Genomic DNA, 24,384 nt, shown 5'->3' with positions numbered 1-24,384 from the left:
AGCGCACGGATGAGGGTCGGGCGCCAAAGTCGGCGTGAGCCGTCACGCCGGTAGGGCTGCAGCGGAGGGCGGGCGACGCCCGCTGGAATGGCACCTGACCGCCCCGACCGGCGACGGCGCGCGCCCGCACGACATCACCGGCTTCACCCACAGACAGATCGTCGCCGATGTCCTGGACAAGCTGCAGGCGTGGCGACTGACGTAAGGCGGCGCGGGCCGACTCAAAGGCTCGTCTCTCGCCCTTGGGGCGACAATCCATAGGCCCGGTCCTCGGACTGTCTTGACCGTGCGGGAAGCACCGGGAGCAGGGATCCTGCGAACAAGCCCCAGGATGACGGATTGGGGGGGCAGAACCGGCTGCGTCGCCCTTGGCCCGGACGCCTATGAACGCTAGCGTCCGGCGTCTTCGCTGGAGTTCGCCATGTCCCTTCGTCTGTCGCGCCGTTCCCTGTTCGCTTCTGGAGGGGCTGCGGCGCTGGCGGCTCGACCGGCCTTCGCGCAGGCGCCCGCCAACGACTACGCTTCGCTGGTCCAGGCGGTGGACGCCTATGTGGCCAGATGCATGGCCGCCTGGCCCGATCAGCCGGCGCTGGGCGTCGCCGTGGTCAAGGACGGCCAGACGGTTCTGGCGCGCGGCTATGGGGTCAAGGTTCAGGGCAAGCCCGCCCGCGCCGACGAACACACCCTGTTCGCCATCGCCTCGAACACCAAGAACGTCACCGCCGCCGCCCTGGCCATCCTGGTCGACGAGGGCAAGGTGAAGTGGGACGAGCCCGTCAAAACCTATCTGCCCGACTTCAAACTGTCCGACCCCTATATCGGCGAGCACATCACGGTGCGCGATACGCTGAGCCACCGCGCCGGCTTCGGCCTGGGGGCCGGCGACCTGCTGTTCTGGCCCAACAGCGACCGCACCCGCGCCGAGGTGGTGGCCCAGGCCGCCTTCGTGCCGATCGAAGACGGGTTCCGCGCGCGCTACCACTATTGCAACCTGATGTTCGTGGTCGCCGGCGCCGTGCTGGAGGCCGTGTCGGGCATGAGCTGGGAAGCCTTCATCCAGACCCGCATCCTGGACCGGGTCGGCATGACCGAGACCGTGCCCCTGGCGCGTCTGGCCGATCCGGCTCGGTCCGCCCTGCCCCACGCCCGCGTCGGGCCGCCGCTGCGGACCCACGGGCCGATGGTCCAGATCGCCCAGTCCATCGCCGAGGTCTGGAACTGGGATTCGGCGGCGGCGGCGGGCGGCATCTGCACCACCCCGACCGACTGGGCCAAATGGATCGCCGTGCGCCTGAACGAGGGCAAGCTGCCCGACGGCTCGCGCCTGTTCTCCGAAGAGGCGGCGCGTGAGATGTATCGGCCCAACATCATCGTCGGCTCGTCGGCCGGCCCGACGGCGGAACTGCCGAACCGATCCATCGCCTCGACCTATGCGATGGGGCTGCAGGTTCAGGATTATCGCGGCGAGCGGATCGCCAGCCACGGCGGCGGCTCGCCCGGCGGCATTTCCGCCACGGTGCTGATCCCCGGCCGCAAGATCGGCTTCTGCATCTTCTCCAATGCGGAGGAGAGCTTCCTGCTGCGCGCCCTGCGCTCGGGGATTTCCGACCTGTGCATGGGCAAGGTGGACGTCGACTGGATCGCCGATTCCAAAAAGCTGGAGACCGAGGGCGAGGCCAAGTCCCAGGCCGCCGCCGTCGAGATCGACGCCAAGCAACGCGCCGGCGCGCCGCCCGCCATGCCGCTGGACGCCTATGCCGGAACCTGGCGCGATCCCTGGTACGGCGACATCGTCATCGAACCGAAGACCGAGGGCCGTGGCCGCAACAGAAAGAGCGGCCTGTGGCTGCGCTTCACCCACACCCCCGCCCTGCAAGGCTGGCTGGAGCCCTATGACGGCGAGACCTTCCGCACCCGCTTCCCCGACAAGCGCGAGGAGGACGCCTTCGTCACCTTCAACATCCTGACGGCCAAGCCCGCGACCGCGACGATGAAGGGCGTCAGCCCCGACATCGACTTCAGCTACGACTATCAGGACCTGCGCCTGACGCGGGTGTGACGCGAGTGTGACGCGGGGTCGCAAAGCCGGAACGCCGGCCGGATCGAGGCGCTGTCTTCCCATCAATCCAAAGGGAGATCGTCATGTCCAAGACCCAGAACCCCCGCGCCCTCGACCGCGACGAAGCGCAGATGGTGGAACAGTCAAAGGCCCTGGCCGACCAAGCCCCCGCCGAGCTTCGCGACCTGATCGGACGGTTGCGGGCGCGTCGCGACCGGGTGCAGCGTCAGATTCGAACCCGCGTTCGTGACGGTCGCGACGAGCCGCATACCGGCGCGCGCGAAAAGAAGGCCCTGCTGGCCGAGGCCATCGACCGCGTCGCCGACGAAATGGCCGCGCGCAAGGACAGCCGTTCCGCGACCGCCAACCTTCGCAAGGCCGTGGCGCGAAAGGCCGAAACCCCGCGCTGGACCGGTCCCGAAGACCGCACCGCCGACACGGGTCCGGCCGAAACCCCCAACACCAAGATCGCCCCCTCCGGCGCCCTGCACGCCGAAGGCATGCGCGCCGCCATCGCCCGCTCGACCGGGGCGCGGTGAGGGCAGCCCTCCACCCGAACTCGTCTTTCCGGGGCTGAGCGAAGCGAAGAAACCGGAACCCAGGGCTACGGTCGCACCGCCCAACGCATTCGACGCCGGACGCCAGCCCCTGGGTTACGGACTCGTCCTTCGGACGCCCCGGAATGACGATCGACTCGACCTGGGACGGCCTACCGAACGATCTCCAGAAGCTCCAGCTTGGCCTCCTGCTTGGGCCAGGGAATGGCCAGGCGCCAGCGGTTCTGGCCGATCCGTTCCAGTACGCCCAGTTGGTCGCGCTCGGGCGTCTGGCCGTAACGGGGATAGTGGGCCTCGTCGCCCCATGCCTGGGCGCCGACATAGACCAGGCGGCGATCCGTGTCGGGATACAGCAGGCCGCGCGTCCGCTGCGAGCCGGCGGTCTTGCTCAGAATCAAATCGCCGCCGGTCGTCAGTTCCACCGAACAGGCGAACCAGGGATAGGCGACATAGGCCAGTCCCGCGCCGTCGCGGCTGCCCATCTTGATCGTGCGACAGCGATAGGGTCCGGGTGCGGGCTGAAGGCGTCCGGCCTGGGCGGCGTTCGGATCGACCAGAGCCCCCAGCTTCTCGACCTCGGCGGCGAACCCCCTGGCGTCGGCTTCGGCCCGCGCCATGCGCCAGGCGTCGTCCAGCCGTCCCAGCAAGGCTGCGTCGTCGCGCTTGGCCACCTGACGCCAGGCGTCGGTCCCGCCCTGCTCGCCCGCGGCGGTGGGGGAGGCGGCGGGGTCAGGCTGGTCGGGGGCGTCGGAGGCCGCCTGAGGCGCGGCTTGCGGGGGCACGCCCGGCGCCGGGCTGCTGACGGCGGGCGACATCTCCGCCGGGCTGTTCGGCCGATTGTCGCCGCACGCGGCCAGGGCGGCGGCGGCGGCCAGGGCCAGAGCGGTCGGGGCCAGAGCGGTCGGGGCGGTCGGGCGGCGCATCGGGGTCTCCTCGCACAGGTGGAGCGAAGGAAACGGTCAAGGCCGCGCAGGGTTCAGCCGCGCCTCATCCCCGCCGGACGGGAACCAGTTCGATCAGGTCCAGGTTCGATTCATAGGCCGGCCACGGCGTCACCAGCCGCCAGCGCGCCTCGCCGATCCGTTCCAGCACGCCGACCAAGTCGCGGTCGGGATTGCGGCCATAGGCGCCGGCCGTCGGCTCCTGCGCCAGGGCCAGGGCGCCCAGCAGCACCATGTGTCGGTCGTTCTCCGGATACAGCAGGCCCGACGGCCGCTGCGACCCCGTCAGCTTGGTGAACCGCAGGCCCTGCGGCGTCTGTTCGATGCGGCAGGCGAACCAGCCATAGACGACAGAGCCCAGGCCGTCCTCGCCGCCCTGAGAGCCCAGCTTGACCGTGCGGCAGCGATAGTCGCCGACCGGCGGCGTCACGCCGGGGCGGTCCGCGCCCGGCCGGATCAGGTCGCCCAGACGGGTCAGATCGCCCGATCCCTTCTGCCGCTGCGCCTGCTGCAGGGCCAGGTCCCAGGCGGCCTGACGGCGCTGATAGCGGTCGCGGTCGGCGCTCGTGATGACACCGCGCCAGTCCATCAGAACCGTCGCGCCCGGCGCCGGCGGCGGGGCGGGCGGGGGCGGCGGCGGCGTCGCACAGGCGGCTGCGGCGACCAGCGCGGCGAGCGAGGCGAGGCGAACGAACAGACGCATGGGCTTGCCTTGAGCGATCCTTAATTCACGCCCACCCTTAGAGCATCGCCTCCGCCGACGGAACCGCTTCCGGCCCGTCGTCGCCCAGCACGGCCGCCAGGACGGCGGCCAGCGCCGTCAGGTCCAGCGGCTTGGTCAGATAGGCTTCGAAGCCCAGGGCCTGGGCCTTGCGGATGTCGTCCTGTCCGGCGGCGGCCGTCACCGCCACGACCGGCACGGCGCAGGTCTTGGGGTCCAGCGCCAGCCGCGTTCGCACCTCGTGGCCGTCCATGTCGGGCAGGTCGATGTCCAGCAGGATCGCATCGGGCCGCAGCGCCCGCGCCAGGTCCAGCCCCTCGACGCCCGAGGTCGCGGCATAGAAGGTCAGGCCCAGCGCCTGCGTCACCTGGCGCATCAGGGCGATGTTGGCGGGATCGTCCTCGATGTGCAGCACCACCGCGCCCGCGCGAACGGCCACGACGGGCGCGCCCGCCGCCGGCAGGCCCAGGACGTACAGCGTCCCGTCCGCATCCGCCCGCGCCTCCAGCGTCCCGCCCATCCGCTGGGCCAGGGTCCGCACGGTCTCGACGCCCAGAGAGCCGCCCAGAGAGCCGGCCATGGACCCGTTTAGGCGATCCAGCGGATCGGTCGCCGACCCGCCCGGGTCCAGCACCGTCGCCGTCACCCGGCCCTCGACGCGCGCCAGGGTCATTCGAACGGCCCCGCCCGGCGGCGTGTGACGCAAGGCGGGCTTCAGCAGCCTACGCAGCAGGCCGCGCAGGGCCGCGGGATCGACGGCGACGCCCAGCCCGGCAGCCGCCGGCGGACACGCCAGAATCACGCCCGCCGCCATGGCCTGGGGCTCCAGGCCCTCGCAGACCTGGAGCAGCGCCAGTCGCAGGTCCAGCCGCTGGATCGACAGGCGGCAGCCTCCATCCGGCGTCGCGGCCAGATCGTCCGCCTCTTCGACCAACCCCCACAGGACGCCGGCTGCCGCCTCGATCCGGCGCAGGGCCTGGGCCTGGCGGTGGGTCAGGGGGTCGGCGTCGGGCGCCGACCCCAGCCATTGGGCGAAGCCCATCACCGTGGTCAGGGGCGTGCGCAGTTCGCGCCCCACGGCGCGCAAAAGGGCGGACTGGACGTGATGCTCCTCGACCCGCCGCGCGGCGTCAGTGTCGGATTCCCACGCCGCGAGACGGCGTTGCAGATCGAGATTGAGCCGCCTCAGGGCGACGGCCTCCTGGCGGGCGCGGAAAGCCTGTCGCCAACCCGCCCCGGCCACGGCCGCGGCCACAAGCAGAATGAAACCCAACAGGACGAATTCCATGACGCTCTCCCTGCGACGCAGAATCGCGCGCAAGGGTTGCGTTCAGGTAAACATGCCCGTCAGGGTTGCTTTCAGTCTTCGCTGGCGGCCGTTTCGGCCTTGCGACGCGGGGCGCGGCGACGCGGCGCGGCCTCGGCCTCCTCGCTCGATGCGGCGGGCGCGGGGGTGGCGGGCGCGCGGGTCAGGAAGCCCGGCAGGGCGGCGGGCGCCTCGTCCTCGACAGCGGCGGCGGCCGGACGGCGGGTGCGGCGCGCCGGACGGGCGGCCTCCGTCTCGGTCTCTACGGCGGGTTCGGGTGCAGCGACGACGGGCACGGCCTCGACCGGCGCATCGGCGGTGACGACCGTGTCGGCCTCGCCGCCGAGGTTCTCCTGGGTTTCGAAGCGACGGTTGCGTTCCTCGCGGCGACGTTCCCAGCGTTCGCGGCGGCTTTCGCGGCGACCGCCGCCCTCGCCCTCGGCGCGGGCCTCGCCGTCCTCGCGGGGTTCGCGCGGTTCACGATTCTGGTCCCGATTCTGATCCCGGTCGCGGTTGAAGTCGCGGTCGCGGTCCCGGTTCTGATCGCGGTTCTGGTTCTGCTCGGCCCGTTCGGCGGCGTCCTGGGCCTGGCGCTCGGCGGCCTGCTGGGCGGCGACGAAGGCGGCGGCCTGGGCGCCCGATTCATCTTCGAAATCGATGTCGAAGCCCTGGTTCGACTGTTCGCGCGCGGCGATGTCCGAGAAGGACCGCTGCGGCTGCAGCGCCCTCAGGACGCGATAATAGTGTTCGGCGTGCTGCTGATAGTTTTCGGCCAGAACCCGGTCGCCGCTGGAGGCCGCGTCGCGGGCCAACTGCTGATAGCGTTCATAGACGGTCTGGGCGTTCCCCCGAACCTTGATGTTCTCGGGGCCTTGCGAATCCCACGAACGATTCGGATTGGCGCTGTTGGCGTTGTTCGCCCCCGCCTTGTTCCGATTGCGTCCGCGTTGACGCTTCATGCCCTTGAAATCTCTCATGCCCGCTACCGTGTGCAGGGTCGGAGCCGACGCCTGAAAGGCCGGGTCCGTCCGTTTCGTGGTTCCGTTTCGCCCGGGGCCGATCCCCGATTGTCGATCTGTCGGAATGCCTTGCCGCCCGCATGGTGCGCTGGTCCTTTCGGGACCGACCGTCATGATCGGCTCAAGCCGCGAACAGCCGGACGTTCATCCGGAAAGCTGCGTCATGAGTGGGAGACGGGGATGACTTAGCCTGTGCGACGCGCCTTTCCAAGAGATATTCGTCAAGGTGTCGCAGCCCCGATACCCTCCGATGCTTTGCCGCCGCGCGCCGCATGGGCTAGGCATGGAGTTTGAGACGACCAACGAGGCTTCATTTCATGCGCGTTCTGGTTCTGGGCGGCGACGGCTTCTGCGGCTGGCCCACGGCGCTGCACCTGTCGGCGGGGGGGTGGGACGTCACCATCGTCGACAACCTCAGCCGCCGGAACATCGACAACGAACTGGAGGTCCAGTCCCTGACGCCGATCCGCACCATGGGCGAGCGGATCCGGGCCTGGAAGGATGTCTCGGGCCGCGACATCGGCTTCGTCAACATGACGGTGGGCAAGGAATTCGACCGCCTGGTCGCCCTGATCCGCGACCTTCGGCCCGACAGCGTCGTCCACTTCGCCGAGCAGCGCGCGGCCCCCTATTCGATGAAGTCGGCGCGGCACAAGCTCTACACCGTCGACAACAACATCAACGCCACCAACCATCTGCTGGCCGCCATCGTCGAGAGCGGGCGCGACGTGCATCTGGCCCATCTGGGCACCATGGGGGTCTATGGCTATACGACCGCCGGCCTGCGCATCCCCGAGGGCTATCTGAAGGTCACGGTGGACACCGACTTCGGCCCGACCGAACAGGAAATCCTGTTCCCGCCCAATCCGGGCAGCATCTATCACATGACCAAGACCCAGGACGCCCTGCTGTTCCAGTTCTACGCCAAGAACGACGGGCTGCGGATCACCGACCTGCACCAGGGGATCGTCTGGGGCTGCCAGACCGAAGAGACGCGCAAGGACGCGCGGCTGATCAACCGCTTCGACTATGACGGCGACTACGGCACGGTGCTGAACCGGTTCCTGATGCAGGCGGCGGTCGGCTATCCGCTGACGGTGCATGGATCGGGCGGCCAGACGCGCGCCTTCATCCATATTCAGGACACGGTGCGCTGCGTCGAGTTGGCGCTGAACAACCCGCCCCGGCGCGGCGACCGGGTCAAGATCCTGAACCAGATGACCGAAAGCCGGCGCGTGCGCGACCTGGCCCAAATGGTCGCCGACATGACCGGCGCCGCCATCCACAACGTTCCCAACCCGCGCCAGGAGGCCGAGGAGAACGACCTGGTCGTCGCCAACGACCAGTTCAAGGAACTGGGGCTGAAGCCGATCACCCTGGCCGAGGGGCTGATGCGCGACGTGACCGAGATCGCCCGCCGCTACGCCGACCGGGCGGACCTGACGCGCGTGCCTTGCGTCTCCGCCTGGAACCAACGCCGGGCCGAGGCGCTGGAAAACCAAGCGCGGCCGTTCGATGCGCCGCCCGCCCAAAGCCGCACCGCCTGACCGCCGAAAGCCCGACCGAAGCCATGCCGACCGCCGCCCCCGCCCCGTCCCTGCTGGTCTTCGGCGGCGGCTATGTCGGGCGCGCGGCGGCGCTCGAGGCGATCCGCCGCGGCGGCCGGGCCTGGGCCACCGCGCGCGACGCCGCCCGACGCCAGGCCCTGGCGGCCGAGGGGATCGCGGCCCTGGACCCCGCAGACGCCGAAGCGCTGAAGGCGGCGCTGGAGCAGGCTGCGGCCGTCCTGATCACGGCGGCGCCCGACGGTCAGGGTTGTCCGGGCTTGCGCGCCCTGGCGCCGTTGGCCGCCAACGCCTGGCCCGACTGGATCGGCTATCTGTCCTCCACCGCCGTCTATGGCGACCGCGCCGGCGGCTGGGTGTTCGAGGACGGGCCGCTGAACGCCGCCGCTCTGGAGGGCGCCCGTCGCGTCCGGGCCGAGCGCGACTGGCTGGACGGCGCGCGCGGCATGGGGCTGACGGTGCAGATCTTCCGCCTGCCCGGCTTCTACGGGCCGGGGCGCAGCCTGGTGGACCGCTTACGCGACGGCAGCGCGCGCCTGGTCAGGAAGCCTGGCCAGATCTTCAACCGCATCCATGTGGACGACATCGTCTCGGGCCTGTTCGCCTCGATGGCCCGCCCGCGACCGGGCGCCGCCTACAATCTGACCGACGACGAGCCGGCGCCCGCCGATGTGGTGATGGAATGGGCGGCCGAGCGGATGGGTCTGCCCCGCCCGCCCGAGGTCCAGTTGGACGATCCCTCGGTCAGCGCGGCCATGCGGCGTTTCTACCTGGATTCCAAGCGCGTCTCGAACGCACTGGCCAAGGCCGAGCTGGGCTGGCGCCCGCGCTACCCGACCTGGCGAGAGGGACTGACGGCGGTGATCGACGCCCCGCCGCCGCTGCGGTTGGCGAGCTAGAAACCCTCACGCGCCCAAGCCGCGAGCGACCGCGTCGCGAGCAGAACGCCCCTAGAAAGGCAACAAATTCCGCTGGCGGCTGTAGCTCATGGTGCCGACGTTGGCGCCCAGGCGCAGGCCGACGCCCGTGCGGATCGGCGCCAGGACGATGCCGTCGGCGCGCTGGTAGTTCACGCCCAGGCCGGCGACCAGATAGGCCGAGCCCTCCACCCCCGGATAGCGGCGATAGAGCATGTCGGGGTGATACAGGCCATAGACCAGGGTGAAGACCCGGCTGGCGTTGCCACCCCAGTCCCAGCCGATCGAGGCGCCCTGCCAGAACACCTCCTGCGAGGCCGACAGGTCCTTCATGTGCAAAGCGCCGCGGCCGTAACGCGCGCCCACGACGAAGGAGCCCGCCCCCTCCTCGCCTGCGATATAGGCGGTCGGACGATCGCCCTGGTCGGCGAAGACCCGTTCGATGGCGCCGCCCACGACCTCGGCCGCGATGCCCAGTTCGCGCGATCCCGCCGCCACCAGTTCATCGAAGCTGTAGGCCTGGGCCCGTTCGTCCGAGGCGATCGGATAGTTGGGATTAGCCGGCGCCGTGGCGCAGGCGCCCATCGACGAAGCGCCGGCCGCCGTGGCCAGGCCGGACAGGATCAGTTGGCGACGATGCATGGGGCGCTCCGAGGACGGCGAGGGGGACGGCCGGCGGACGCGCCGGGTTTGCACCACCGTCCCCGACCTTTGCGGCAGCCTTGCGGCTTCAAGGTTAACGGGAACTTACGGGATGCAGCGTGAAACGGCTTTCACATGAAGCCTGCATCGCCTTTGAGCCACAACACAATCGTAGTGGGCCGTCAGCCAGGGTTAGCTGGCTTTGGGATGTGGCGCTGAGGGTTTCAGCCCAACGTTCAAGAGCGATAGCATGATCGCCACCCCAAACGACGCGGCAGCCAGCAGCGTCAGATCGGGCCGCACACGACCAAACAGCATTGCAACGCCAAACTCAAAGAACAGTGCGGTTCTGACGAACAGCAGCGATTTGTCGCCGGCGCGTGAGCCGAACAGTCCCCACTCAGGATCCCTCAGTTTAGGCCATCTGGACCGAAATGACTGGCCACCATGCATCTCTCGATTGGCAGCCGCGATGCCACGGTGAAATCGAGGATCGAAAACCATTCGGAGAAACAGGACCAAAGCAGTGGCGGCGCAAACGTAGGTCACAGGCCGAACAAGGAAGCCGACATTAGGATAGACGGCGTAAAAGGCCACCGTCGCGCCGCCAACAATAGCGACAACTAAGGCTGGGAAATACAGCGTGTGCCGTTTCATACGGAACCCCAATGGCGCATGTGGAATATCCGCAGCAGGTCGAAAGGCGGCCTTCAGGATCGCGCCGGAAAGCCGCTCCCGACCTTTACCCCCGCAGCCTGCCGCCCTGCTTCTCCAGGGCCGCCACGATCTTGGCGGTCAGGGCCTCGATCTCGGCTTCGGTCAGGGTGGCGTCGCGCGGCTGGATGACGACCTCCAGGGCGACGGACTTGAAGCCCTCGTCCACGCCCTTGCCGCGATAGACGTCGAAGACGCGGACGTCGGCGATCAGGGCCTTGTCGGCGCCGGCGGCCGCGCGGACCAGATCGCCCACGGGCTTCAACTCCTCGACCACGAAGGCGAAGTCGCGGGTCAGGGGCATCAGGGTCGACAGGTCGGCCGATCCCCGCGCCTTGCCGGACCCATTCTTGCCTTTCTGGCCGCGCGGCTCGGGCACATTGTCCAGCACGATCTCGAAGGCCAGCATCGGCGCATCCGCGTCCAGCGCCTTCAGCACGCGCGGGTGCAGTTCGCCGAACTCGACCATCACATTCTTCGGCCCCAGCTGCAGCCGGGCCGAACGGCCGGGGTGCCACCAGTCGCGGTTCTGGCCCTGAACCAGTTGCAGCGAGGCGACCGGCGCGCCGATCTCCTCCAGCACGGCGGTCAGGTCGCCCTTCAGCGCGAACAGGGCGTCCTCGTCGGGACCGGCCCAGTGGCGGGCGGCGTGCGGCGCGACAAGCCCGGCGATGACCGTGCGCTGATCGCCTGGCCCGTCGCCCAGATAGATCGGGCCGATCTCGAACAGCGCCGCGTCGGCGAAACCGCGCGCGGCGTTGCGGGCGGCGGCCTGGGTCAGGTTCGGCAGGGCCGAGGGCCGCATGCAGTCCAGATCGGCCGCGATGGGGTTCTCCAGCACCAGACGCCCATTCGAGATTTCTGGGCCGCCGCCGAACAGGGCCGCCGTCGACTGTTTGGTGAAGGACCAGGTGACGGCCTCGGCGTAACCCAGGGCCGCCAGGGCGCGCCGCGCCGTGCGGACGCGGGCCTGACGGGGGTTCAGCACCCCGCCGGCCGGACGCGCGACCTCGGGCAGGGGCGTGTCGGGCAGGCTGTCGAAGCCCTCGATCCGCGCCACCTCTTCCACCAGATCGGCGGGGCCTTCCACGTCGCGGCGCCACGACGGCGGGGTGACGACCCACGGCGCGGCCTGACCGGCGGGCGCGGCCTGCACCAGGAAGCCCAGCTGGCCCAGGATGGTCCCGATCCGGTCGTCCGCCAGGTCCATGCCTGTCAGACGCTTCACATGGGCGGGGTCGAAGGCGAAGGGCGAAGGCCCAGCCGGGGGTTCGCCGACGAAGACGATGTCGGACGGCTCGCCCCCGCCACAGGTCCAGGATCAGCCGTGTGGCCAGTTCCAGCCCCGGCGTGACCGAAACCGGATCGACGCCGCGCGCGAACCGATACTGGGCGTCGGAATGGATGCCCAGCGTGCGCCCTGTCTGGGCGATGACCAGCGGGTCGAACCAGGCGCTTTCCAGGAAGACGTCGGTGGTGGTCTCGTCGCAACCGGTCGATTCCCCGCCCATGACGCCGCCCAGACCGATGGGGCGTTCTCCATTGGCGTCCGCGATGACGCAGTCAGTCGCCGCAGCGGCGTAGGTCTTGCCGTCCAGCGCGATCAGATGTTCGACCTCGCCACCCTCGATATGGGCGGTCTCGGCGGAGGTCAGACCGCCCCGCACCACGATCTCGGTCCCCGACAGCTTGGCCAAGTCATAGACGTGCAGCGGCCGCGCGCGGTCGTAGGCGATCAGATTGGTCACATCGACCAGTCGATTATGAGATTTCACACCGATGGCCGTCAGCCGCTTCTGCAGCCAGGCCGGCGACGGGCCGTTCTTCACGCCCCGGATAACCCGCCCGGCGAAGACCGGGCACATCTCGGGCGCCTCCAGCCGCACCGAGATCGGCGAGGGGAAACCCCCGCGCACCACGGCGATGTCGAAATGCTTCAGCTTGCCGACGCCGGCGGCCGCCAGATCGCGCGCGATCCCGGCGACGCCCAGCCAGTCGGGCCGGTTCGGCGTGACCTCGAAGTCGATGACGGGCTCGGCGCCGAACAGGCCCGCGACCGGGGTTCCGACCGGGATTTCGGGCGGCAGTTCCTGAATGCCGTCGCTTTCGTCGGCCAGCTCCAGCTCCGACGCCGAACACAGCATCCCATTGGACACCACGCCGCGCACCGGCTTCTCGACCAGGGTGACGCCCAGGCCCGGCACATAGGCGCCGATGGGGGCGTAGATGGTGGTCAGGCCCGCCCGCGCGTTCGGCGCGCCGCAAACGATCTCCTTCATCCCGTCCACCGTCTCGACCTGACAGACCTGCAGCCGGTCGGCGTTGGGGTGACGATCGGCCGAAACGATCTTGGCCACGGTGAAGGGCGCCAGTTTGGCGGCGGGATCGAGAACGTCCTCGACCTCCAGCCCGGCCATGGTCATGGCCTCGGCGATCCGATGCACGTCCGCCTCGGTTTCGAGGTGGTCCTTCAGCCAGGAGAGGGTGAACTTCATGCCGTCTGTCCCGCCACGGTAGGAACGGCCGCCAGCTGCTCCAGAATTTCTGCGGCTCCGGTGAAGCCGACATTATAGAACTCGCAGCCGATAAAGGTGCAGTCGTGCATCGGAATCGTGCCCAGCGCCTTATCCCCCATCGGCTGAAGCAGAAGATTCTTCATGCCGCCGCGAGAGTCGCCAAAGTTCGTCTCGTCAAACGTCGTGCCAGGCCCGACCAGAACGATCGCCGGACCATCCAGCCGGCAGCCGGTGAAGGCGCGCCCCACGACCGCACCCTTGTCGCGGCAATGCTGATAAAGATCGTGCAGGTTCAGATCGACGTTCTCGAACGTCGTCTGGGTCAAGTCGCGTGCAAGATTGACGGGTCGGTTGATCGGCAAACGCGCCATTACTTCAGCCTTTTAATCGGTATGACGCGGCCGGAGCCCCGTCAGTCATGGGATCAGCTCAGGCCCGAGGCCGGGTTGGGGGCGGCGAAGGCCGAGAAGCCGTAGTGGGCCAGCCAGCGGGTGTCGGCCTCGAACATGGGGCGCAGGTCGGGCACGCCGTATTTGAGCATGGCCAGGCGGTCCACGCCCATGCCGAAGGCGAAGCCCTGATACTCGTTCGGGTCGATGCCGCAGTTCCGCAGCACATTGGGATGCACCATCCCGCAGCCCAGAATCTCCAGCCAGTCGTCGCCGGTGTTGAACACCAGCTTCCCGCCGGAACGGTCGCAGCGAATGTCCATCTCGGCCGACGGCTCGGTGAAGGGGAAGTGGTGCGGGCGGAACCGCGCCTGAACCGCGTCCAGTTCGAAGAAGCGGGCGATGAAGGTTTCCAACGTGGTCTTCAGATGCCCCATATGGATGTCGCGGTCGATCACCAGACCTTCGATCTGGTGGAACATCGGCGTGTGGGTGGCGTCCGAATCCTTGCGGAAGGTACGGCCCGGCGCGACGATGCGGATCGGCGGCGTCTGTGACATCATGGTGCGGACCTGCACCGGGCTGGTGTGGGTCCGCAGCACCTTGCGCTCGCCCGTCTCGGGGTCGGGCTTCAGGAAGAAGGTGTCGTGCATCTCCCGCGCCGGATGTTTGGGCGGGAAGTTCAGGGCGGTGAAGTTGTGGAAGTCGTCCTCGATGTCGGGGCCTTCCGCCACCGCGAAACCCATTTCGGCGAAGAGGGCGATCATCTCGTCCATCGTCTGCATGGTGGGATGGACCCCGCCCTTCCGGCGCGGCCGGGCCGGCAGGGTCAGGTCGATGCGTTCGGCCTGAAGCCGCGCATCCAGTTCGGCGGCCTCCAGTTCGGCCTTGCGCGCGGCGATGGCCGAGGCGACGCGGTCGCGCAGGCCGTTGATCATCGGTCCCTTCTCGCGGCGCTCGTCCGGGCTCATGGCGCCCATGCCCTTCAGCAGGCCCGAGACGGAGCCGGACTTGCCCAGGGCGGCGACGCGCACCTCCTCCAGGGCGGCGACGCTTTCGGCGCTGCCGATGGCGTTGATCAGTTCGAGTTCGAGTGTGGCGAGATCGGTCATTATGGCCCGTGCCTTAGAGCATGATCGGTTCGGACGGAACCGCCTGGCGCCGCCGACAGGGTCTTGAACCCCGCCCCGGACGAAAATTACGACTTGGGCGCAAGGGCGGCCAAGCCTTCGGGGGGCGTCGACAGGGCCTGGACGATCCAGGCCGGGGGCGCCGGCTCATAGCGGTCCGTCGCCCCGTCCGCCTGTCGCCAGCGGTGCAGCCAGGTTCCTCCGTCGTGATCCACGAAGGCGTCGGGCCGCCGATAGAGCGGGTCCGCCAGGACCTGTTGCAACGGGACGAACCGATAGCCCCGCGCCAGGAAAAGGGCGTGAATCCGCGGATACCAGTCCTGGTTCAGGGCGCTGGCGTGCACCAGCAGAACCTGGGGCGGCTCTCGCCCGCCGGCGACCTCGGCGCTGAAGGGCCCGGCGAAATCCAGCACCGCCGCCGTATAGGCCACATAGGCCTCGCCGATTCGGCGCATCAGGGCGGCGTCGCCCAAACCCTGGGCCTTGCGATAGGCGTCGGCGAACATCCAGTCGTTGGCGGCGATCGTGACCGGAGCGACGGCGTAGCCGCGTAGGGCCAGGCCCTCGGCCGCCGCGTCGTGCTTGGCCCGGGTGTCGCCGGTCGAGAGATAGGGATGGCGGAACCAGCGCAACGGCCTTCCCCGCGCCCTCAGGACGCCCCGCGTCACGGCCGCGCCCGCATCGACATCGGCCAGCCAGGCCCCCACCGTCGTCTTGTCCAGATCGAGGTGATGGGCTGTGTGGTTGCCCAGGTCCAGGCCCGCGCCCGTCCACACGCTCAAGGCCGCCGTCAGAACCGCTCGGCCGGCGCCGGGGCAGGCGTCGCCCTCATTCACGAAGCCCGTCGCATGGGTGTGCAAGGGCCGCAGCATGTCCACGAACCGCCGCGTCAGCGTCAGGGCCGCGGCACGGTCGCACAGGATTTGCGGTCCGGCCTGAAATGGCAGGTCGTCGATGGTCAGGGCGACCCGCCGCGGTTCGGCCCGCGCTGGGGCCTGGGCCTGGGTCTGGGCTTGCGCCCAACCCGCCCAGGCCAGACTGGACAGGCAGAGGAGGGCCGTCAGGCCGCGGAACAGGGGGCGTGCCGTCATGCCCCTATTCTAGGCCGACCGCCCCGCCGGGCCTAGCCCGCGCATTTTTCATCCGTTGACAGAGCGACTGTCGAAAAGCCGCTGCGAAAGGTTCACGAACGGCAAAGCTGGCGTTAAACCTCGTGGGCTAGACCTTACCGGCTTTGAGGTGGGGACCGCGATGCCGCTGATCGGTGATTTCGTCGACTTGATCGCGCCGGTGGCCCCGACCGCCTCGGGCGCCGAGGTGTTCGAACGATTTCAGGCCGAACCCAACACCCTGGCCCTGGCCGTGGTCGCCGACGACGGCAGGCCGCTGGGGCTGATCGAGCGCAACGCCTTCACCCTGCGCATGGCGGCCGAGTTCGGGCGCGCCCTGTATGCGCGCAAGCCCGCCGACAGCCTGATGGACCGCAACGCCCCCGTGGCCGAGGCCGCCACCAGCGCCGAGACCTTCTTCCACGCCTATGGCACGGCCGAACTGGGCGCCTTGCTGGGCGGGTTCATCGTGGTGTCGGAGGGACGCTACATCGGCGTCGGCACAGCCCTGCAGGTCGTTCAGGCCGGCGCCGCCCTGCACCGCCAGCGGGCCGAGGAGATGGGGGCCCTGGCCCGCGATCTGGCCGCCGCCGAGGCCGAGGCCGTCGCCTCCAGCCGCGCCAAGTCCGAGTTCCTGGCGGTGATGAGTCACGAGATCCGCACCCCCCTGAACGGCGTGCTGGGCGTCGCCGCCCTGATGGACAGGAAGCTGGAGCAGCAGGAACTGCGCCCCTACGTCCGCACCATCATCGATTCGGGCCAGAGCCTGCTGCGCCTGCTGACCGACGCCCTGGACATGTCGCGCGCCTCGGCCGGCATGCTGACCCTGGAGGAGGAGCCGCTGGACCTGGCGGCCGTCGCCTTCGACATCGACGCCCTGTGGCGCGCCCGCGCCGAGGAAAAGGGCCTGGCCCTGCGCGTCGAACCGCGCCTGGCCGCCCCGTGGGTGCAGGCGGACGGGATGCGACTGAAGCAACTGCTGAACAATCTGATCGGCAACGCCCTGAAGTTCACCACGCAAGGCGAGGTCGTGGCCCGTATCGAAAGCCGGGCGGACGGTCAGGTCGTCCTGACCATCGACGACAGCGGCCCCGGCGTGCCCGAGGCGGCGGCGGCCGGCATCTTCGACCCCTTCAACACCGGCAAGGCGGGTCGGGAAGGCGCAGGCGCGGGCCTGGGCCTGGCCATCTGCCGTCAGATCGCCGAGCGGATGGGCGGCGCCATCGGCCTGTCGACCTCGCCCCAGGGCGGCGCGCGGTTCCAGGTGCGGCTGCCCCTGCGGCCCGCCGCCTCCCCGACCGCCGTGGCGACGCCGCCGGCCCCGCCCACGCCCCACGACACCCTTCATGTTCTGGTGGTCGACGACAACGTCACCAACCGCTTCGTCGCGGCCCGGGTGCTGGAGATGTTCGGCTGCACCCTGGAGACGGCCGAGAACGGCCGACAGGCGCTGGAGGCCGTCGCCGCCCGCCCCTTCGACCTGGTGCTGATGGACATCAACATGCCGGTCATGGACGGCATCGCCGCCACCCGCGCCATCCGCGCCCTGTCCGGTCCGGCGGCGCATCTGCCGATCCTGGCCCTGACCGCCAACGCCGACGAACATGACGCCCTGGACTATCGCGCCGCCGGCATGGACGGCGTGGCGCAAAAGCCGATCCAGCCGGACGCCCTTCTGAACGCCATCCGTCAGATCATGACCGCGGCCGCAGCCGAAGCCGCCTCGGCCCCTTGCGCCGCATAAGGTCGATCACCCCTCCAGGGCGTCCGTAAGGACGAACGCGGAACGCCGACGCACGACGACGCGACGCCCCGACAACGAAGAACGCCCGCCCCGGCGAAGCCGGAGCGGGCGTCAGTCTTGTTCGCCATGCGCGTGATGCGGTCGTTCGCGGCTTGAGCGACGCCGGCGCGATCCGGCTTAGGCCAGGGCGGCGCGGACCTTGTCGGCGATGGCCTTGAAGCCGGCGCCGTCGGCAGCGATGGCGGCCAGAACCTTGCGGTCCAATTCGATGCCGGCCTTGTTCAGGCCGTTGATGAACTGGCTGTAGGTGAAGCCTTCGACACGGGCGGCGGCGTTGATGCGCTGGATCCACAGGGCGCGGAAGTTGCGCTTCTTGGCGCGACGGTCGCGATAGGCGTATTGCCCGGCGCGGTCGACGGCGGCCTTGGCCGTGCGGATGGTGTTCTTGCGACGGCCCTGGAAGCCCTTGGCCTGCTCCAGAACCTTCTTGTGCTTGGCGTGCGAAGTTACGCCACGTTTGACGCGAGCCATGATGTTTTTCCCTTTGGGAAGTCCCTATCGCGCGCCGCGCGGCGGCTTGCTGCTTGAGGGACTGTTGTTCAAATTCAGTGCGGAAGATCGTCTGTGAACCCGGCGCCGATCAGGCGTAGGGCATGTAGGACTTGATCTTCTTGGCGTCGGCGTCGGACATCGTCTCGGTGCCGCGGTTCTGGCGGATGTATTTCGAGTTGTGGCTGATCAAGCGGTGACGCTTGCCCGCAACCCCGGCCTTCACCTTGCCCGTGGCCGTGAATTTGAAGCGCTTCTTGGCGCCCGACTTCGTCTTCAGTTTCGGCATTTCAGTCTCCTTTTTGAGGGGCTACCGCTCTTAGAGCTGCTTGAGCCCGTCTTTCGGTGTTTCCTCAGAGTTTAAGAACCGCCCAGGCATGCCTGTTCGCCCGGCGGTTCGGTACGCGAAGGCGCGGCTTCTACGCGAAGACCGCATCCGGCGCAAGATGAGTCTCAGGACGGGGATTGCGAGAGCGCCGCATCGGTCTTCCGGCCGCGCTGGATCGCCCGGCCCGCATTGATCGCCATCACCGCCGCCGGAATCGTCAAGAGGGCGCCGACCAGGAAGGGCCAGTCGTGTCCCAGGCCCGAGAACAGGGCGCCGGCGACCATGGGGCCGAAGATGCGCGCGATGGAGCTGGAGGCCATGTTCAGCCCCAGCATGGCGCCCTGGCGGTCGGGCGGAGAGGCGCGGCTGATCATGGCCGAGATATTGGGCATGGCCAGCGACATGCCGCAGGCCCCCACCGCCATCACGATCGGAACGATCCAGCCCTGCACGACCGGGATCGTCAGGGCGCCGATCTCCAGCCGCATGGCCGGAAACCAGGCGACGGGCGCCACGACCTGCAGCACCAGCGACGTCCCGAACAGCAGCATCCCCGTCGCCAGCACGCGCGATTCCCCGAACCGCCGCGCCAGCCGCCCGGCCAGGAACCCCTGGTTCAGCACCGAGACGAGGCCCACGATCATGAAGCTGAGCCCCACCTCGCGCGCCCCCCACGCATAGCGCTGCTCGGCCCACAGGCCGAAGACGCTCTCCATGGCCGAAAAGCCGGCCATGTAGATCAGGGTCACGACCAGCACACGCGACACCACCGGATTGGTCCGTGCGTCGCGCAGACCGGACAGGAAGGCCGGGCGCGGCGCGGCCGGATCGGCCTTGGCCCGGCTTTCGCGCAGGAAGACGATCACCCCCAGCGCGGCCAGGGCCGCCAGAGCCGCCGCCAGGAAGATGGGCAGTTGGTATCCGATATGGCCCAACTGCGGCTGGGTCAGCAGCCCGCCCAGCCCCGGCCCGACGATGAAGCCCAGGCCGAAGGCGGCCCCGATCAGACCCATCCGTCCGGCCCTCTGCTCGGGCGGGGTCACATCGGCGACATAGCCCTGGACCGTCGAGATGTTTCCCGCGCCCAGGCCGGTGAACAGCCGCACCGCGATCGCCAGCCAGATGTTGGGCGCGAAGGCCAGCATCACATAGCCGACCGCATTGGCCGTCAGGGTCGCCAGCAGCACCGGCTTGCGCCCGATCCGGTCCGACAGCCGCCCCCAGAACGGCTCGGCGAAGAACTGCCCCAGCGAATAGGCCGAGAACATCAGGGTGATCTGCCACGCCTCGGCCTTCAGGCTCTGGGCGAAGAAGGGCAAGAGCGGCACCACCAGCCCGAACCCGACCAGATTGATGAACACCACCGAAAACAGCACCGCCAGCACGGGGGCGCGGACCTTGGGCGAACCAGGAGACGTCGTCATGCCGATGATCTAGCCCGACGCCGGCCGACTAGCGAGGCGGATTGTTCGCTTCCAGAAAGCGCACTGTCTCGCGCAGGGCTCTCAGCCGGGTCTCGGCCCGCGACATCCAGTGGTCCTCGCCCGTCAGCTCGATCAGCTCCACCGGCTTTGCGGCGCGCCGCATCGCTTCGGCCATGACGCGGCTCTGCTCGATAGGCACGACGGTGTCGTCGCGGCCGTGAATCAGCAGCAGGGGCTTGTCCACCGTCTCGGCCAGAAAGGCGGGCGACAGGGCGTCCACCGCCCGGTCGTTCAGGCGGGCCGCGCCCATGAATCGGTTCCAGTAGCGCACCGTCTGATTGTCGCGCCGTTCCTGTTGCCGGGCTTCCCAGTTGACCATGCGCCGTAGGTCGGAAACCCCGGCGTAGGACACCGCGCAACGATAGACGCCGCGATCCAGCGTCAGACCGGCCATGGCGGCGTAACCGCCATAGCTGGCGCCGACGATGCAGACGCGCTCGGGGTCGATCATCCCCTGGCCCGCCAGCCACCGGACGCCGTCCGACAGGTCGGTCTGCATCTTGCGGCCCCATTCGCCATAGCCGGCTTCCAGGAAGGTGCGGCCGTAGCCTGTGGAGCCGCGGAAATTGGCCTGCAGGACCGCATAGCCGCGCGAGGCCAGGGCCTGGGCCTGCCAGTCGAAGCCCGACACGTCGCGCGACGCCGGCCCGCCGTGCGCCAGGACGATCAGCGGCAGATTATCGGCCGTCTCGACACCGGGCGGCAGGGTCAGATAGCCGGAAATCTCAAGACCATCGGCGGCGGCGTACCGGATCGGACGCACGGCGCCGACCTGCTGGGGCGTGATCGTCGGATAGGCCTCGGCCAGCACGTCGGCGACGCCGCGGTCGAAATCGACCAGTTGATACAGGCCGGAGTCTTCCGTGTCGGTGAAGATCAGGATGCGTCTCAGGTCGTCGCTCCACGACACCAGACGGGCCGGCTTGCCCTGCAACGCACGCTGGATCGAACGCCAGCGGCTTGCCGCCGTCGGTTCAATGAACTCATAGTGTTCGCCGTCCTCCTCGACGCGAGCGGCGCCGATCAACAGACGGGTCTCAGGGTGGTGCAACAGCTGGTCGGGATCGTGCTCGAACGGTAGGCGGGTCCATTCCCCGGTATCGACATTCACCTCGAACAGCACCGCGCCTTCGGCCTCGGGGTCGCTGCCGGTCAGGTCCGGTCGATCCGCCCCGACCACCACCGTGCGGGGCGAGCGGCCCATGCCCAGGAATTGCGGCGTGTCGATCGGCTCCGTCACGGACCAGGCGTCGCGGAACCGGCCGTCGCGCGGCAACTGCATCGTCCACACACGGCTTCTCTCGACATAGCGCGCCCGCGCCAGCAAAGCTCCGGTGCGGTCCAGCACATAGTCGCCCGTCTCCCGATCCATCGGCTGCACCGCCCGGCCTCGGCCGTTTCTGAGGTCGATCCGGTAGAGGTCGATCGCATCGGAGGTGACGGTCACGCCGCGCACGAACACGGTCTCGCCCGCGTCGGCTTTTCGCACCGAAGCCGGCCCGTAAAGCACGGGCAGGACATCCTCGGTCCGGTCCAGCACGCGGACCAGCTTGCCGGTGGCTAGGTCCGCGATGACGCCGAAGTAAAGCTCCGATTTCGGCACGCCCAGCATGGGAATGGCGCGCGTTTCGGACGCCACGACCAGCACCCGTTCCTCTCCGATCCAGGCCAGGTCGCGCACCTTGGAGTCGCCCAGGGTCGCGGTGAACAGAAGTTGGCCCGTGTCCAGATGGGTGACGGCGATCACCCGCTCCTCACCCGCCACGGCGACCCGCGCGACCCGCTTTCCGCTGGGCGACAGCGCCATCAGATCGACGGCGGGCGAGGCGGCGTAAGCCTCAAGCTCGGGAGCCTCAAGCGCGGGCGGCGCGGGCTGGTCGGGCGCGGGGTCCGCCTGGGCGGGGCGTCCGACGACGCAAAGGACCAACAGCCCGCCCAACGCCGCAAGCCGTCTGGCCCGCCCGAACTTCCGCATCGACGCCCCCATCTCCACGGTCAAGCTCAACCAGAAGACGAAGGATCAGACAACCCGTTGCGTCCGAAAAACAAAAAACGCCCCGGTCTTTCGACCAGGGCGTTCGATGTTCAGCGAGGGATCGCGATCAGCGCGGGGCCAGGATCATGATCATCTGGCGGCCTTCCATTTTGGGCGCGAACTCGACCTTGGCGACCTCGTCGAAGTCGGCCTGGACCTTGTTCAGCAGCTTCATGCCCAGTTCGGGGTGCGCCATTTCACGACCGCGGAAGCGCAAAGTGACCTTCACCTTGTCGCCCTCGTCGAAGAAGCGGTGCATGGCCTTGGCCTTCACCTCATAGTCGTGGGTGTCGATGTTGGGCCGGAGCTTGATTTCCTTCAGCTCGACGACCTTCTGGCGCTTGCGCTGCTCGGCCTTCTTCTTCTGCTCCTGGAAACGGTGCTTGCCGTAATCGAGGATCTTGGCCACCGGCGGTTCGGAGGTGGAGACGATCTCGACCAGATCCATTCCGGCCTCTTCGGCGGCTTCCAGCGCGGCGGAGGTCGGCATGACGCCCTGCTTCTCGCCGTTCTGATCAATGAGCAGAACGCGGGGCGAGCGGATATCCTGGTTCATACGCGGCCCGTCCTTCACGGGCGGCGCTTGCATGGGACGGCGAATGGGCGTCGTTTCCTTATGTGGTCAGATAAAGCGTGTGTCGTGATGAGCGGAATGGCGCGGCCTGCGCCACGTTCCCCTCAAGCCCGGCAATATGCGCGCGAAGCCCCGGTTTTTCAAGGCGTCGCAGGCGTTTCGCCGATGTAGGCGTCATGCAGGGCCAGGACCGCCTCGAACACATGATCGACGGTCAGGGCCTCGATCGGGGCGAACTGACCCCGCGTCTCGTTCGAGGCGACGGTGCGCGTCTTCGGGCCCCACGGACCGTACAGCCACCATTCCGTCGGCCCGAACAGGCCCAACGTCGGTCGGCCCAACGCCGCCGACACATGCATCAGGCCGGAATCATTGCCGACGAACAGGTCGGCCCGGTCGATGGCGGCGGCCGAGGCCAGAATGTCGCCCTTGCCGACGAAGTCGATCCCGCGCGGCCCTGCGGCTTCGAGCGCCGGCGTGGCGGGCGGCCGGTCCCCCGGCCCGCCCACGGGCATGAAGCGCCAACCATCGAACCGCGGCTCGGCCTTCAACTTCTCGACCAACGCGCCCCAACGGTCGGCGGGCCAGCTCTTGCCCGGCTGATGCGCGATGGGCGCCAGGGCCATGATACGGGTGGCGATGATCGGGCCGGGCCCGGCGCCCTCCGCCAGCTGCGAATCGATAACGGCGGCGGCCTCGGCCCGCGCCTGATCGTCCAGGAAGATTTCGGGATCCAGCGGCGTCGGCGAGCCCATCAGCCGCGACACCATCTCGACCTTGCGCAGGCCCGTCTCCCACGAGCGGTTATAGACGATGCGCCGCTTCGCCGGGATCAGATAGGCCAGGGCCGAGCCCCGGATGTCGATCACCAGGTCCCAGCGCGTCCCCGCCACCTGCCGCCACAGGTCCAGCCAGTGTCCGGCCATTTTCTTCTTGTCGAGCACGATGGTCCGCACCACGCCGGGCGCCGAACGGAAGAAGGGGGCGGGCGGACGCCCGCAGGCCACGGTGATCTGCGCCCCCGGAACCTGACGCGCGATCTCGCGGATCACGCCCGACGAGATGACGCAGTCGCCGATGCGGTTGGAGGTGACGAACAGGACTTGAGGCGATTTCGGGGGCGCGGACACTTATTCCTCCGTCATCCTCGGGCTTGACCCGAGGATCGGCGGCGCCGCGCGAGAACTGCGGGCGCAGGGTTACGGCCGGGGCCGCCTTCAGTCGTCCGTGTGCGTCACGCCCGATCCTCGGGTCAAGCCCGAGGATGACGAACCGGGTCAAGGCCGAGGATGACGCAAGAGAAAAGTCGAGGCACAAGACCGTCCATGACCGACATCCAGCACCTGTCCCGCCCCGACGGCGAAACCCTGGCCTATCGCCGCATCGACGGCTCCGGCCCGACTGTGATCTGGTTCGGCGGCTTCCGCTCGGACATGGAGGGGACCAAGGCCCTGGCCCTGGACGCGGCGGCGCGCGAACGCGGCTGGAACTACGTCCGCTACGATCATTTCGCCCATGGCCAATCCTCCGGCGACTGGAGACAGGCCACCATCGGCCGCTGGCGCGAGGACGCCGTCGCCCTGATCGACAGCCTGCCCGGCCCGATCATCCCGGTCGGCTCCTCGATGGGCGGCTGGGTTTCGCTGCTGGCCGCCCTCGCGCGGCCCGAACGGATCAAGGGCCTGGTCCTGGTCAATCCGGCCCAGGACTTCACCGAAAGGCTGATGTGGCCTGGCCTGGCCGATCATGAGCGCCAGGCCATCCTGCGCGAGGGCGAGACCCTGATCGTCGAGGACGGTCTGGGCGAATACGTCCTGACGCGGCGCATGTTCGAGGAGGCTCAGCCCTGGCTGCTGCTGTACGGCCCCATCTCCATCGCCGCCCCCGTCCACATCCTGCAAGGCCGCGCCGACGATGTCGTGCCCTGGCGCCATCAGGTCGAACTGGTCGAGCGCCTGACCGGCGGCGACGTGCGCCTGGACCTGATCGAAGGCGGCGACCACCGGCTGTCGTCGCCCGCCGACCTGGACCGGCTGGTCACGGCGGTGGAGTCGATGCGTCCCTAAAATCCTCCCCCGCTGACGC

22 protein-coding genes and 1 pseudogene are annotated in these 24,384 nt (G+C 68.9%); 7 read left to right on the top strand and 16 right to left on the bottom strand.

What is annotated here, in order from left to right:
• Nucleotides 1–34: 34 nt before the first annotated feature.
• From QE389_RS12590 to QE389_RS12580, 3 genes are all read left to right on the top strand, one after another.
• Entirely contained in the window at nucleotides 35–205 is a 171-nt protein-coding gene (locus QE389_RS12590) for a hypothetical protein (RefSeq protein WP_307367846.1), read from the top strand.
• 216 nt (nucleotides 206–421) lie between these two features.
• Nucleotides 422–2,059: a serine hydrolase gene (locus QE389_RS12585; RefSeq protein WP_307367843.1), complete on the top strand. Its 1,638-nt coding sequence runs from the start codon at nucleotides 422–424 to the stop codon at nucleotides 2,057–2,059.
• A gap of 83 nt (nucleotides 2,060–2,142) precedes the next feature.
• The gene (locus tag QE389_RS12580; protein WP_307367841.1) at nucleotides 2,143–2,598 is read left to right on the top strand and encodes a hypothetical protein; all 456 of its coding nucleotides are present in this window, start codon (nucleotides 2,143–2,145) and stop codon (nucleotides 2,596–2,598) included.
• A gap of 170 nt (nucleotides 2,599–2,768) precedes the next feature.
• Here QE389_RS12580 and QE389_RS12575 read toward each other — a convergent pair whose 3' ends face one another.
• The 4 genes from QE389_RS12575 to QE389_RS12560 all read right to left on the bottom strand — a co-directional run bounded on the left by QE389_RS12575 (nucleotide 2,769) and on the right by QE389_RS12560 (nucleotide 6,561).
• Complete coding sequence (locus QE389_RS12575) at nucleotides 2,769–3,539, bottom strand: DUF4893 domain-containing protein (RefSeq protein ID WP_307367838.1); 771 nt, start codon at nucleotides 3,537–3,539, stop codon at nucleotides 2,769–2,771.
• Between the two features lie 64 nt (nucleotides 3,540–3,603).
• On the bottom strand, nucleotides 3,604–4,260 hold the full coding sequence (locus QE389_RS12570) for a DUF4893 domain-containing protein (protein WP_307367835.1): 657 nt from the start codon (nucleotides 4,258–4,260) through the stop codon (nucleotides 3,604–3,606).
• Nucleotides 4,261–4,297: 37 nt separating this feature from the next.
• Nucleotides 4,298–5,566: a response regulator gene (locus tag QE389_RS12565; protein WP_307367832.1), complete on the bottom strand. Its 1,269-nt coding sequence runs from the start codon at nucleotides 5,564–5,566 to the stop codon at nucleotides 4,298–4,300.
• A 71-nt stretch (nucleotides 5,567–5,637) separates the two neighbouring features.
• Nucleotides 5,638–6,561 carry a DUF4167 domain-containing protein gene (locus QE389_RS12560; protein ID WP_307367829.1) on the bottom strand — a complete coding sequence of 308 codons (924 nt, stop codon included), beginning with the start codon at nucleotides 6,559–6,561 and terminating at the stop codon, nucleotides 5,638–5,640.
• Between the two features lie 359 nt (nucleotides 6,562–6,920).
• On the opposite strand from QE389_RS12560, the gene QE389_RS12555 reads away from it, so the two are divergent.
• On the top strand, nucleotides 6,921–8,150 hold the full coding sequence (locus tag QE389_RS12555; protein WP_307367825.1) for an NAD-dependent epimerase/dehydratase family protein: 1,230 nt from the start codon (nucleotides 6,921–6,923) through the stop codon (nucleotides 8,148–8,150).
• Between the two features lie 23 nt (nucleotides 8,151–8,173).
• A complete protein-coding gene (locus tag QE389_RS12550; protein ID WP_307367822.1) occupies nucleotides 8,174–9,067 on the top strand; it encodes an NAD-dependent epimerase/dehydratase family protein in 894 nt (297 codons plus the stop codon).
• Nucleotides 9,068–9,118: 51 nt separating this feature from the next.
• Here QE389_RS12550 and QE389_RS12545 read toward each other — a convergent pair whose 3' ends face one another.
• The 6 genes and pseudogenes from QE389_RS12545 to QE389_RS12520 all read right to left on the bottom strand — a co-directional run bounded on the left by QE389_RS12545 (nucleotide 9,119) and on the right by QE389_RS12520 (nucleotide 15,567).
• Entirely contained in the window at nucleotides 9,119–9,727 is a 609-nt protein-coding gene (locus tag QE389_RS12545) for a DUF1134 domain-containing protein (RefSeq protein ID WP_307367819.1), read from the bottom strand.
• Between the two features lie 192 nt (nucleotides 9,728–9,919).
• Nucleotides 9,920–10,384 carry a hypothetical protein gene (locus QE389_RS12540; protein ID WP_307367816.1) on the bottom strand — a complete coding sequence of 155 codons (465 nt, stop codon included), beginning with the start codon at nucleotides 10,382–10,384 and terminating at the stop codon, nucleotides 9,920–9,922.
• 85 nt (nucleotides 10,385–10,469) lie between these two features.
• A pseudogene (gene pheT, locus QE389_RS12535) lies at nucleotides 10,470–12,936 on the bottom strand (phenylalanine--tRNA ligase subunit beta).
• On the bottom strand, nucleotides 12,933–13,328 hold the full coding sequence (locus QE389_RS12530; protein ID WP_307367812.1) for a hypothetical protein: 396 nt from the start codon (nucleotides 13,326–13,328) through the stop codon (nucleotides 12,933–12,935). Before QE389_RS12530 ends, pheT begins: the two are co-directional and overlap by 4 nt.
• Nucleotides 13,329–13,381: 53 nt before the next feature.
• Nucleotides 13,382–14,458, bottom strand: a complete 1,077-nt coding sequence (pheS, locus tag QE389_RS12525) for a phenylalanine--tRNA ligase subunit alpha (protein WP_307367810.1) — start codon at nucleotides 14,456–14,458, stop codon at nucleotides 13,382–13,384.
• A gap of 86 nt (nucleotides 14,459–14,544) precedes the next feature.
• Nucleotides 14,545–15,567 (bottom strand): polysaccharide deacetylase family protein, encoded by a 1,023-nt coding sequence (locus tag QE389_RS12520; protein ID WP_307367809.1) that lies wholly within the window; start codon nucleotides 15,565–15,567, stop codon nucleotides 14,545–14,547.
• 160 nt (nucleotides 15,568–15,727) lie between these two features.
• Here QE389_RS12520 and QE389_RS12515 point away from each other — a divergent pair, with 160 nt between their 5' ends.
• Nucleotides 15,728–17,329: an ATP-binding protein gene (locus QE389_RS12515; RefSeq protein ID WP_307367807.1), complete on the top strand. Its 1,602-nt coding sequence runs from the start codon at nucleotides 15,728–15,730 to the stop codon at nucleotides 17,327–17,329.
• Nucleotides 17,330–17,506: 177 nt separating this feature from the next.
• On the opposite strand, the gene rplT is transcribed toward QE389_RS12515, so the two are convergent.
• The 6 genes from rplT to QE389_RS12485 all read right to left on the bottom strand — a co-directional run bounded on the left by rplT (nucleotide 17,507) and on the right by QE389_RS12485 (nucleotide 23,429).
• On the bottom strand, nucleotides 17,507–17,860 hold the full coding sequence (gene rplT, locus QE389_RS12510; RefSeq protein WP_307367805.1) for a 50S ribosomal protein L20: 354 nt from the start codon (nucleotides 17,858–17,860) through the stop codon (nucleotides 17,507–17,509).
• A 109-nt stretch (nucleotides 17,861–17,969) separates the two neighbouring features.
• A complete protein-coding gene (rpmI, locus tag QE389_RS12505) occupies nucleotides 17,970–18,167 on the bottom strand; it encodes a 50S ribosomal protein L35 (protein ID WP_054766748.1) in 198 nt (65 codons plus the stop codon).
• Between the two features lie 164 nt (nucleotides 18,168–18,331).
• Nucleotides 18,332–19,630, bottom strand: coding sequence for an MFS transporter (locus QE389_RS12500; RefSeq protein WP_307367796.1), 1,299 nt, complete (start codon nucleotides 19,628–19,630; stop codon nucleotides 18,332–18,334).
• 28 nt (nucleotides 19,631–19,658) lie between these two features.
• Nucleotides 19,659–21,665, bottom strand: coding sequence for a S9 family peptidase (locus QE389_RS12495; protein WP_307367794.1), 2,007 nt, complete (start codon nucleotides 21,663–21,665; stop codon nucleotides 19,659–19,661).
• 127 nt (nucleotides 21,666–21,792) lie between these two features.
• Nucleotides 21,793–22,314: a translation initiation factor IF-3 gene (gene infC, locus QE389_RS12490; protein WP_307367791.1), complete on the bottom strand. Its 522-nt coding sequence runs from the start codon at nucleotides 22,312–22,314 to the stop codon at nucleotides 21,793–21,795.
• A gap of 125 nt (nucleotides 22,315–22,439) precedes the next feature.
• A complete protein-coding gene (locus QE389_RS12485; protein WP_307367787.1) occupies nucleotides 22,440–23,429 on the bottom strand; it encodes a glycosyltransferase family 9 protein in 990 nt (329 codons plus the stop codon).
• A 195-nt stretch (nucleotides 23,430–23,624) separates the two neighbouring features.
• On the opposite strand from QE389_RS12485, the gene QE389_RS12480 reads away from it, so the two are divergent.
• Nucleotides 23,625–24,365, top strand: coding sequence for an alpha/beta fold hydrolase (locus QE389_RS12480; protein ID WP_307367785.1), 741 nt, complete (start codon nucleotides 23,625–23,627; stop codon nucleotides 24,363–24,365).
• Nucleotides 24,366–24,384: the final 19 nt, after the last annotated feature.

The sequence above is a fragment of the Brevundimonas sp. SORGH_AS_0993 genome (genome assembly GCF_030818545.1).
Classification (GTDB): domain Bacteria; phylum Pseudomonadota; class Alphaproteobacteria; order Caulobacterales; family Caulobacteraceae; genus Brevundimonas.
The sequence above is the reverse complement of the archived record's forward strand: the minus strand, read 5'-3'. Positions and strand labels throughout refer to the sequence as shown.

Excerpts from the sequence above, each read along its gene's own strand:
- QE389_RS12520 (WP_307367809.1), bottom strand. The coding sequence starts at position 15,567 with ATGACGGCACGCCCCCTGTTCCGCGGCCTGACGGCCCTCCTCTGCCTG.
- QE389_RS12585 (WP_307367843.1), top strand. The coding sequence starts at position 422 with ATGTCCCTTCGTCTGTCGCGCCGTTCCCTGTTCGCTTCTGGAGGGGCT.
- QE389_RS12515 (WP_307367807.1), top strand. The coding sequence starts at position 15,728 with ATGCCGCTGATCGGTGATTTCGTCGACTTGATCGCGCCGGTGGCCCCG.
- QE389_RS12555 (WP_307367825.1), top strand. The coding sequence starts at position 6,921 with ATGCGCGTTCTGGTTCTGGGCGGCGACGGCTTCTGCGGCTGGCCCACG.
- QE389_RS12545 (WP_307367819.1), bottom strand. The coding sequence starts at position 9,727 with ATGCATCGTCGCCAACTGATCCTGTCCGGCCTGGCCACGGCGGCCGGC.
- QE389_RS12540 (WP_307367816.1), bottom strand. The coding sequence starts at position 10,384 with ATGAAACGGCACACGCTGTATTTCCCAGCCTTAGTTGTCGCTATTGTT.
- QE389_RS12570 (WP_307367835.1), bottom strand. The coding sequence starts at position 4,260 with ATGCGTCTGTTCGTTCGCCTCGCCTCGCTCGCCGCGCTGGTCGCCGCA.
- pheS (WP_307367810.1), bottom strand. The coding sequence starts at position 14,458 with ATGACCGATCTCGCCACACTCGAACTCGAACTGATCAACGCCATCGGC.
- QE389_RS12560 (WP_307367829.1), bottom strand. The coding sequence starts at position 6,561 with ATGAGAGATTTCAAGGGCATGAAGCGTCAACGCGGACGCAATCGGAAC.
- QE389_RS12550 (WP_307367822.1), top strand. The coding sequence starts at position 8,174 with ATGCCGACCGCCGCCCCCGCCCCGTCCCTGCTGGTCTTCGGCGGCGGC.
- QE389_RS12495 (WP_307367794.1), bottom strand. The coding sequence starts at position 21,665 with ATGCGGAAGTTCGGGCGGGCCAGACGGCTTGCGGCGTTGGGCGGGCTG.
- rpmI (WP_054766748.1), bottom strand. The coding sequence starts at position 18,167 with ATGCCGAAACTGAAGACGAAGTCGGGCGCCAAGAAGCGCTTCAAATTC.
- rplT (WP_307367805.1), bottom strand. The coding sequence starts at position 17,860 with ATGGCTCGCGTCAAACGTGGCGTAACTTCGCACGCCAAGCACAAGAAG.
- QE389_RS12565 (WP_307367832.1), bottom strand. The coding sequence starts at position 5,566 with ATGGAATTCGTCCTGTTGGGTTTCATTCTGCTTGTGGCCGCGGCCGTG.
- QE389_RS12575 (WP_307367838.1), bottom strand. The coding sequence starts at position 3,539 with ATGCGCCGCCCGACCGCCCCGACCGCTCTGGCCCCGACCGCTCTGGCC.
- infC (WP_307367791.1), bottom strand. The coding sequence starts at position 22,314 with ATGCAAGCGCCGCCCGTGAAGGACGGGCCGCGTATGAACCAGGATATC.
- QE389_RS12480 (WP_307367785.1), top strand. The coding sequence starts at position 23,625 with ATGACCGACATCCAGCACCTGTCCCGCCCCGACGGCGAAACCCTGGCC.
- QE389_RS12580 (WP_307367841.1), top strand. The coding sequence starts at position 2,143 with ATGTCCAAGACCCAGAACCCCCGCGCCCTCGACCGCGACGAAGCGCAG.
- QE389_RS12530 (WP_307367812.1), bottom strand. The coding sequence starts at position 13,328 with ATGGCGCGTTTGCCGATCAACCGACCCGTCAATCTTGCACGCGACTTG.
- QE389_RS12500 (WP_307367796.1), bottom strand. The coding sequence starts at position 19,630 with ATGACGACGTCTCCTGGTTCGCCCAAGGTCCGCGCCCCCGTGCTGGCG.